The following is a 7,494-nucleotide window of genomic DNA, read 5'->3' as shown; positions in this document are numbered from 1 at the left end:
CAGATCCCGCACTGCGCGCCGCCAGACCCCCCGGTGGAGGACGTGGCCTCGCAGTTTGCTGCTGACGTGCCGCGTGTCCGCCGCAAACGCCGGTAGGGTGAATGTCTGGCCAAGCAATGGCGTGCGTCGCTAGTGGCGCACGCTCCGACGGAGAGTGAACACGGGTGACCAACCAGGACCAGACCGGCAATCGCCCGCGAATGGAGCCGAAGCCCGTCTCGCGCCCGCCCGTCGATGCGGCGCAGGCTCGCGCATTCGGACGGCCCGACGGCGTGTCCGGCTCGTTCCTCGGCGAGGAAAAGTACCGCGACCAGGGCGACTACACCCCGAGAGACCAGGCACCCGACGCCGTCCTCGCTGACGCGTTCGGCAGGCCCGACGGGGTCTCCGACACGCTGCAGCGTCATCCCGCTGACGCGGGCGCACTTCAGGCCGAGCACGACAGGGGCCTTCCCGACGCGCCTGCCGATCCGTGGCGGGACCCGAACGCGGCACCCACGCTGGGAACGCCCGCGCAGCCCAGGCCCGCACCCGTTGCGGCCGATGCGACACCGATGGGCAAGCTCGGCGTCCGCGACGTTCTGTTCGGCGGTCGGGTCTCCTACGTGGCGCTGGGCATCCTCGTCATCATCGCTCTCGTGATCGGCGGCATCGGCGCCGTCATCGGCAACAAGACCGCCGAGATCATCCCAGCCTTCACCACCTCCAAGGTCACGCTGAAGACCGACGGTGCCGCCCAGGAGCCCACCAGTCGATTCGCCGACGTGGCTTCGGCGGTTGCGGATTCGGTGGTCACGATCGAGGCGCTGAGCAAGGGCGAGGGGTCACAGGGATCCGGTGTGGTCGTCGACGGCCGTGGCTACATCGTGACCAACAACCACGTCATCTCCGACGCCGCGAAGAGTCCCTCCGACTTCCAGATTTCGGTCGTGTTCAACGACGGCCACGAAGTTCCAGCCAACCTGGTTGGCCGCGACCCGAAGACCGACATCGCCGTCCTGAAGGTCGACAACGTCGACAACCTGGCCGTCGCCCGTCTCGGTGACTCCGAGAAGCTCCGGGTGGGCGAAGAAGTCATCGCGGCGGGTGCTCCGCTGGGCCTGCGCAGCACGGTCACCCACGGCATCATCAGTGCCCTGCACCGTCCCGTCCCGCTGTCCGGTGACGGATCCGACACCGACACCGTCATCGATGGCGTGCAGACCGATGCGTCGATCAACCACGGCAACTCCGGTGGGCCTCTGATCAACATGAATTCCGAGATCATCGGCATCAACACGGCCGGAAAATCGTTGTCGGACAGCGCAAGTGGGCTCGGCTTCGCGATCCCGGTCAACGAGGTCAAGGAAGTCATCGAGGGCCTGATCAAGGACGGCAAGATGTCGCATCCGACACTCGGGCTGAACGCGGTGTCGGTGAGCAACGACGTGGCCTCCGGGGCGTTGATCAAGAACGTCGTCGCGGGTGGGCCGGCGGACAGAGCGGGGATCAAGGAGAACGACGTCGTCGTGAAGGTCGGTGACCGCACGGTGGCCGATGCCGACGAGATGGTCGTCGCGGTGCGTCTGCTGAAGATCGGCCAGGACGCGCCGATCCAGGTGCTCCGCGACGGACGCCCCGTCACCCTTACCGTGAACCCCGGCACCGACAACCCTGCGGCGTAACGATGTTCGCCAATGTCGGCTGGGGCGAGATGCTGGTGCTCGTCGTTGCGGGCCTCGTCATTCTCGGCCCGGAACGGCTACCGGGCGCCATCCGCTGGACGACGACCACCATGCGCCAGGTGCGTGAGTATCTGAGTGGCGCCACCAGCCAGCTCCGTCAGGATCTGGGCCCCGAGTTCGAGGACCTGCGCCAGCCGCTCAGCGAATTGCAGAAGCTGCGGGGGATGACGCCCCGCGCCGCCCTGACCAAGCATCTGCTGGACGGCGACGACTCGTTCCTGACCGGAAACTTCGACAAGCCCGTGAAGCCGGTCTCCGACGGGCAGCCGCAACCGCAGGATCAACCGCCGCCGACCGAACCGCGCCCGCCAGCGGCGACGCCGTTCGACAGCGACGCGACTTAGCGACCCACTGGATTCAGTCCGAGCGACATCCCCGCCAGGCTGCGCTTGCGCACCGACAGCGCGTCGGCGATGCCCCGCAGTGCCTTGCCTGCCACCGAGTCCGGTGCGCTGAGGACGAGCGGTACGCCCGAATCGCCAGCCGCCACCAGTGCCTCATCCAGCGGAACCTGGCCGAGCAGCGGCACGTCGGCGCCGACGGACTTGGTCAGGCTTTCGGCCACCCGCTTGCCGCCGCCCTCGCCGAAGATGTTCATCACGGTGCCGTCGGGAAGCGTCAGACCCGACATGTTCTCCACGACGCCGACGATGCGCTGATGGGTCTGCAGGGCAATGGCGCCGGCTCGCTCGGCGACCTCGGCCGCCGCCAGCTGAGGCGTGGTCACCACCAGGATCTCGGCGCCGGGAATCAGCTGCGACACCGAGATCGCGATATCGCCGGTGCCAGGGGGAAGGTCGAGCAGCAGTACGTCGAGATCGCCCCAGTACACGTCGGCGAGGAACTGCTGCAACGCCCGGTGCAGCATCGGTCCACGCCACACCACCGGGGTGTTGCCCTGCGTGAACATCGCGATCGAGATGACCTTCACGTCGTGGGCAACGGGCGGCAGGATCATCGAATCGACCTGGGTGGGCCGGTCGGTGGTGCCCATCATGCGAGGCACCGAATGTCCGTAGATGTCGGCGTCCAGCACACCCACCGCCAAGCCACGCGCGGCCAGTGCCGCCGCGAGGTTGACCGTGACGCTCGACTTGCCGACCCCGCCCTTGCCGGATGCGACCGCGTACACCCGGGTCAGGGATCCGGGTTGCGCGAAGGGGATCACCGGCTCGCGGGAGTCGCCGCGCAACAGCTTGCGCAACTCCGTGCGCTGCTCGTCGTTCATCACGTCGAGGGTGACCTTCACCGCGCCCGTGCCCGGCACGTCGGCGACGGCCTGCTTGACGCGATCGGAGATCTCGGTCTTCTTCGGGCAGGCCGACGTGGTCAGGTAGATCTCGACGTGAACGGCGGCGTCGGCCTCATTCACCGTGACGTCCTTGACCATGCCGACCTCGGTGATCGGGCGCCGGAGCTCGGGGTCTATGACCTTGGCCAGCGCCGATCGCACGGAAGATTCCAGGGCCCCAGAATCACTGGGCGTTGACGGAGACATCACCAGCGAGTGTAGGCGCAGCCGTCAGTTCACCGGACTGGGCACCGGGCCCGCCGGTGCGGGCGGCGCAGGACCAACCGCCGGCGGCGGAGCGAACGGTGGCGGGGGAGCGAACGGTGGCGGGGCAGGGAACGCCGGCGGCGGAGCGAACGGCGGTGGCGGCGGCGGCGGGAACAGCGGGGGTGGGAACTGCGGTGCGGGCGCCGCGTCGGGAAGGGGCGCCGTCGCCGCGGGCGTCAGGCAGAAGACCTGGCAGTTCTGCTGTGGAGCCGGTGCCTGCGGCGCCTGCGGTGTCAGGCAGAAGACCTGGCAGTTCTGGACGGGAGCCGGGGGAACACCGGCGCCTGGGCCCGGCGCAATACCCAGCTGATTCGCCCCGCCCACCAACTGCAGCGAGGCCAGGGGATCGTTGGAAGGCAGCCCGATGCCCGGCCCAAGGCCCTCGGGGTTGGAGTCGAGGTGCGCGTCGCCGATCGGAGGAGCAGTTCCGATCGGCGGCAGGTTGACGGGCACCACGCCGGTCGCATAGGCGGCGGCCCAGCCCAGCACGTTCTGGGCGTACGCCATCGAGTTGTTGTAGCGGAGGATCGCCGCAAGCACCTGAGACCGGTCCCGCAGGTTCAGGTTGCCGCTGCAGAGGTACCGCGCGGCTCCGAGCGACGCGTCATAGATGTTCTGGATATCGGCCTTGCCGTCGCCGTTGCCGTCGGAGGCGTAGCGCGCCCAGGTGCCGGGCAGGAACTGCATGGGGCCCATGGCCTTGGCGTACGTGACGCGGCCGGCCTGGACGCTGTGCACGATGACCTCGTTGCCCGGCAGCGTGCCGTCGAGGGCGGGCCCGAGGATCGGCTGCACTGCGGTGCCGCTGGCATCGGTGGCGCCGCCATTGGCGTGCACTGACTCGATGCGGCCGATGCCGGCCAACAGGTTCCAGCTCACCCCGCATCCCGGATATGCCCCGGCCATCATGCGTTCGGCGTTGCGGTAGGCGCTCAGCGCGACCGCCGGAATCCTCAGCGTGCCGGACGAACTCACGACGATCGGCGGCGGCGGAGCGGACAGGGTGGCGGCGGCGAACCGGAATGCCGTCGGGGCCCGCGGCGCGGCGACGACGATGACACCGGAGTCGTCGCCGGTGCGTGCCACCGCCGCCAGTGGTGTGATCCCGTCGTCGGCGACGGCGTGCTTGGGAGTGGGAGCCGACGCGCCGACGGCCAGAACCAGAACGAGCGGGACGATCACCGCGACGCCGAACGCGGGCGTGCGGGCGATGCGGCCCGCGCGGCGGCGCGCAGCCGCGAAAGCGGTGCCAGCCCCTATGCGCACTAAACCGTCCTAGATCCGCGATCGCCGAACGAGGTGCCGGCAAACGTTATGAACCAAGTCACCATACCGACTAGTGGTGCGCGTGTTGCAGCAATGCACTAGTCGGACTCATCCCAGTTGCTCGCGGCCTTCGAGGCCGGGTTCTTCTTGGCTTTCTTGGGCCGCAGTTCATCGAGGAGATCGCGCACCTCCTCGAGCTCGCGCCGAAGATAGTCGCGGGTGACGACCTCGCCGACCGCGATGCGCAGCGCAGCCAGTTCGCGGGCCAGGTACTCGGTATCCGCCTTGGTCTGCTGGGCGCGTCTGCGGTCCTCCTCCAGCGAGACGCGGTCCCGGTTCTCCTGGCGGTTCTGCGCCAGCAGGATCAGTGGGGCCGCGTACGCGGCCTGCGTGGAGAACGCGAGGTTGAGCAGGATGAAGGGGTATGGATCCCATCGCAGACTGACGGCGGACAGGTTCAGCGCGATCCACACGATCACCAAGCCCGTCTGGATGGCGAGGTATCGCCCCGTGCCGAGGAACCGTGCGATCGACTCGCTGAACCGGCCGACGGCCTCGATGTCGAAGCGTGGCGTGAACCGCCGCCTCGACTTCCGTGGGGTGTCGAGGCGTTGCCGGGCGGACAGATCGCTCACGGTTGACCTCCCGGCGTCCCTGCAGCGGCGTCGGTGAAGTCACCGGTGTCGGGCAACTCGGGGTCCTCGGTTCGCACCCGCCAGTCGTGAGGCAGCAGGTGGTCGAGGACATCGTCGACGGTGACGGCGCCGAGCAGGTGCTTCTCTTCGTCGACCACGGGGCCGCAGACCAGGTTGTAGGCGGCGAAATATCGCGTCAGCGCGGCCAGGGACGTCTCGGGGGTCAGGGTCGGCAGATCCGAGTCGACGATGCCGCTGACCAGTGCTGCGGGCGGCTCGCGCAGCAGGCGCTGCAGGTGCACGCAACCGAGGTAGCGGCCGGTCGGAGTGGCGGTGGGCGGACGAACGACGAGGACCAGCGACGCCAGTGCCGGGGTCAGGTCGGGATCGCGTACCCGGGCCAGTGCCTCGGCCACGGTCGTGCCGGGTCCGACGACGACCGGCTCGGGCGTCATCAGGCCGCCTGCGGTGTCGGGCGAGTGCTTGAGCAGCCGTCGGACCGGTTCGGAGTCCTCCGGGTCCATGCGGGCCAGCAGGGCTTCGGCCCGTGAGGCGCCGAGCTCGCCGAGCAGGTCGGCGGCGTCGTCGGGGTCCATGGCCTCGAGCACGTCGGCGGCCCGTTCGGCGTCCAACCTCTCCAGGAGGTCGGCCTGTTCGCTCTCGGGCAGCTCCTGCAGGATGTCGGCCAGACGTTCGTCGTCGAGGGCGTTGACGACCTCGTAGCGGCGCTTGGCGGGTAGCTCGCGGATGGCGTCGGCGACCATGATGGGCCGCTGTCCCTCGAACTGGGCCAGCAGCTGGGCGACGCCCTGACCGGGCAGCGACATGGCCGACTGGGTCAGACCCGTCACGTTCTGCCAGTCGACGATGTGCATGGAGGTGCGACGACCCAGCCTGCGATGGCTGCGCACCGCGACCCGGGTGACCATCCAGTCGCGGGTTCGGATCTGTTCCAGCGCGAGGTCGACGACGACCAGGTCGACGCCCGCCAGGTCTGCCAGCTCGGGATCCTGCACGCGCACGCGCGTGTCGAGGACCTGGCCGAACACCAGAACCTCACCCGGCCGCTGGGTGAAACGCCGCAGCGACACGTTGGCCGTGGTCAGTGTCACGGCCGCTGGTTCGATTGCCGTAACGCGCAAAAGGCCGACGAAAATCCTTCTGCGGGTGAGCAATTCGACGACGAGACCGAGCACTCGGGGTTGCTGACGACCGATGCCGATGCTGATCACCACGTCGCGGACGCGGCCGATCGATTCACCGTCGGGGCCGAGCACCAACATCCCCGATAGTCGGGCCGCATAGACCCTGTTCACCGCCACCATGACTCAAAGAGTAGAGAGTGTTGGCGTGGAGAATCGATATCGCCCCCGTAGAACGTGTCTTTCGGTTCCGGGCAGCAGTGCCAAGATGATTGACAAGGCGAGGGGACTGCCCGCCGATCAGGTGTTCCTGGATCTCGAGGATTCGGTCGCGCCAGATGCCAAGGCGCAAGCCCGTACTCAGGTGGCCGAGGGCCTCGCGGCAGACGGCTGGGCGGGCCAGCTGCGCGGCGTGCGCGTCAACGACTGGACGACGCCGTGGACGCATGCCGACGTCATCGAGGTGGTGGCCGCGGCGGGCGCGCATCTGGACGTCGTGGTGCTGCCGAAGGTGACCGAGGCCGCACACGTTCAGGCCCTCGACCTTCTGCTGACCCAATTGGAGGTCACCCACGGGCTGCCGGTGGGACGCATCGGCATCGAGGCGCAAATCGAGAACGCCCGGGGTCTGACCAACGTCGACGCGATCGCGGCCGGGCCGCGGATGCAGGCGCTGGTACTCGGCCCGGCCGACATGATGGCGAGTCTGAACATGCGCACGCTGGTGGTGGGTGAGCAACCCGAGGGATACGACGTCGGCGATGCCCACCACCACGTGCTGATGCGGATCCTCGTCGCTGCGCGCACGCGGGGCATCAACGCGATCGACGGCCCGTTCCTGAAGGTGCGCGACGTCGAGGCGTTCCGGCGGATCGCGGGTCGCGCCGCGGCGCTGGGATACGACGGCAAGTGGGTGCTGCACCCAGACCAGATCGAGGCGGGCAACGAGATCTTCAGCCCGCGCCAGGCCGACTACGACCATGCCGAGCTAATTCTCGAGGCGTACGAGTGGCACACGTCGCGGGATGGCGGAGCACGCGGCGCGGTGATGCTCGGCGACGAGATGATCGATGAGGCGAGCCGCAAGATGGCGCTGGTGATCGCCGGAAAGGGGCGGGCCGCCGGGATGACCCGCGCTGCGGGTCGGTTCGAGCCGCCGAGCTAGTAGT

General features: G+C 68.6%; 7 protein-coding genes. 3 read left to right on the top strand and 4 right to left on the bottom strand.

Annotated features, from left to right (window positions below):
* The first annotated feature begins 164 nt into the window (after positions 1-164).
* The gene (gene htrA, locus ACRDUX_RS03830; RefSeq protein ID WP_526411181.1) at positions 165-1,664 is read left to right on the top strand and encodes a serine protease HtrA; all 1,500 of its coding nucleotides are present in this window, start codon (positions 165-167) and stop codon (positions 1,662-1,664) included.
* A gap of 2 nt (positions 1,665-1,666) precedes the next feature.
* Positions 1,667-2,068, top strand: coding sequence for a Sec-independent protein translocase protein TatB (gene tatB / locus ACRDUX_RS03825; protein WP_526411179.1), 402 nt, complete (start codon positions 1,667-1,669; stop codon positions 2,066-2,068).
* Here tatB and ACRDUX_RS03820 read toward each other — a convergent pair.
* From ACRDUX_RS03820 to ACRDUX_RS03805, 4 genes are all read right to left on the bottom strand, one after another.
* Complete coding sequence (locus tag ACRDUX_RS03820; protein WP_526411177.1) at positions 2,065-3,222, bottom strand: P-loop NTPase; 1,158 nt, start codon at positions 3,220-3,222, stop codon at positions 2,065-2,067. The genes tatB and ACRDUX_RS03820 overlap by 4 nt on opposite strands.
* A 24-nt stretch (positions 3,223-3,246) precedes the next feature.
* A complete protein-coding gene (locus tag ACRDUX_RS03815; protein ID WP_526411175.1) occupies positions 3,247-4,548 on the bottom strand; it encodes a lytic transglycosylase domain-containing protein in 1,302 nt (433 codons plus the stop codon).
* A 98-nt stretch (positions 4,549-4,646) separates the two neighbouring features.
* Complete coding sequence (locus ACRDUX_RS03810) at positions 4,647-5,183, bottom strand: DUF1003 domain-containing protein (RefSeq protein ID WP_526411173.1); 537 nt, start codon at positions 5,181-5,183, stop codon at positions 4,647-4,649.
* Positions 5,180-6,508, bottom strand: a complete 1,329-nt coding sequence (locus tag ACRDUX_RS03805; protein ID WP_526411171.1) for a magnesium transporter MgtE N-terminal domain-containing protein — start codon at positions 6,506-6,508, stop codon at positions 5,180-5,182. The genes ACRDUX_RS03810 and ACRDUX_RS03805 overlap by 4 nt, the downstream gene beginning before the upstream one ends.
* 25 nt (positions 6,509-6,533) lie before the next feature.
* Here ACRDUX_RS03805 and ACRDUX_RS03800 point away from each other — a divergent pair, with 25 nt between their 5' ends.
* Positions 6,534-7,490 carry an HpcH/HpaI aldolase/citrate lyase family protein gene (locus ACRDUX_RS03800; RefSeq protein ID WP_526411169.1) on the top strand — a complete coding sequence of 319 codons (957 nt, stop codon included), beginning with the start codon at positions 6,534-6,536 and terminating at the stop codon, positions 7,488-7,490.
* The last annotated feature ends 4 nt before the right edge of the window (positions 7,491-7,494 follow it).

The organism is Mycobacterium sp. (assembly GCF_050701675.1).
GTDB lineage: Bacteria > Actinomycetota > Actinomycetes > Mycobacteriales > Mycobacteriaceae > Mycobacterium.
This window is presented reverse-complemented; position numbering and strand designations above follow the sequence as displayed.

Bases quoted from the DNA above. Each gene is read 5' to 3' on its own strand.
- tatB (WP_526411179.1), top strand. From the start codon at position 1,667: ATGTTCGCCAATGTCGGCTGGGGCGAGATGCTGGTGCTCGTCGTTGCG.
- ACRDUX_RS03820 (WP_526411177.1), bottom strand. From the start codon at position 3,222: ATGTCTCCGTCAACGCCCAGTGATTCTGGGGCCCTGGAATCTTCCGTG.
- ACRDUX_RS03805 (WP_526411171.1), bottom strand. From the start codon at position 6,508: ATGGTGGCGGTGAACAGGGTCTATGCGGCCCGACTATCGGGGATGTTG.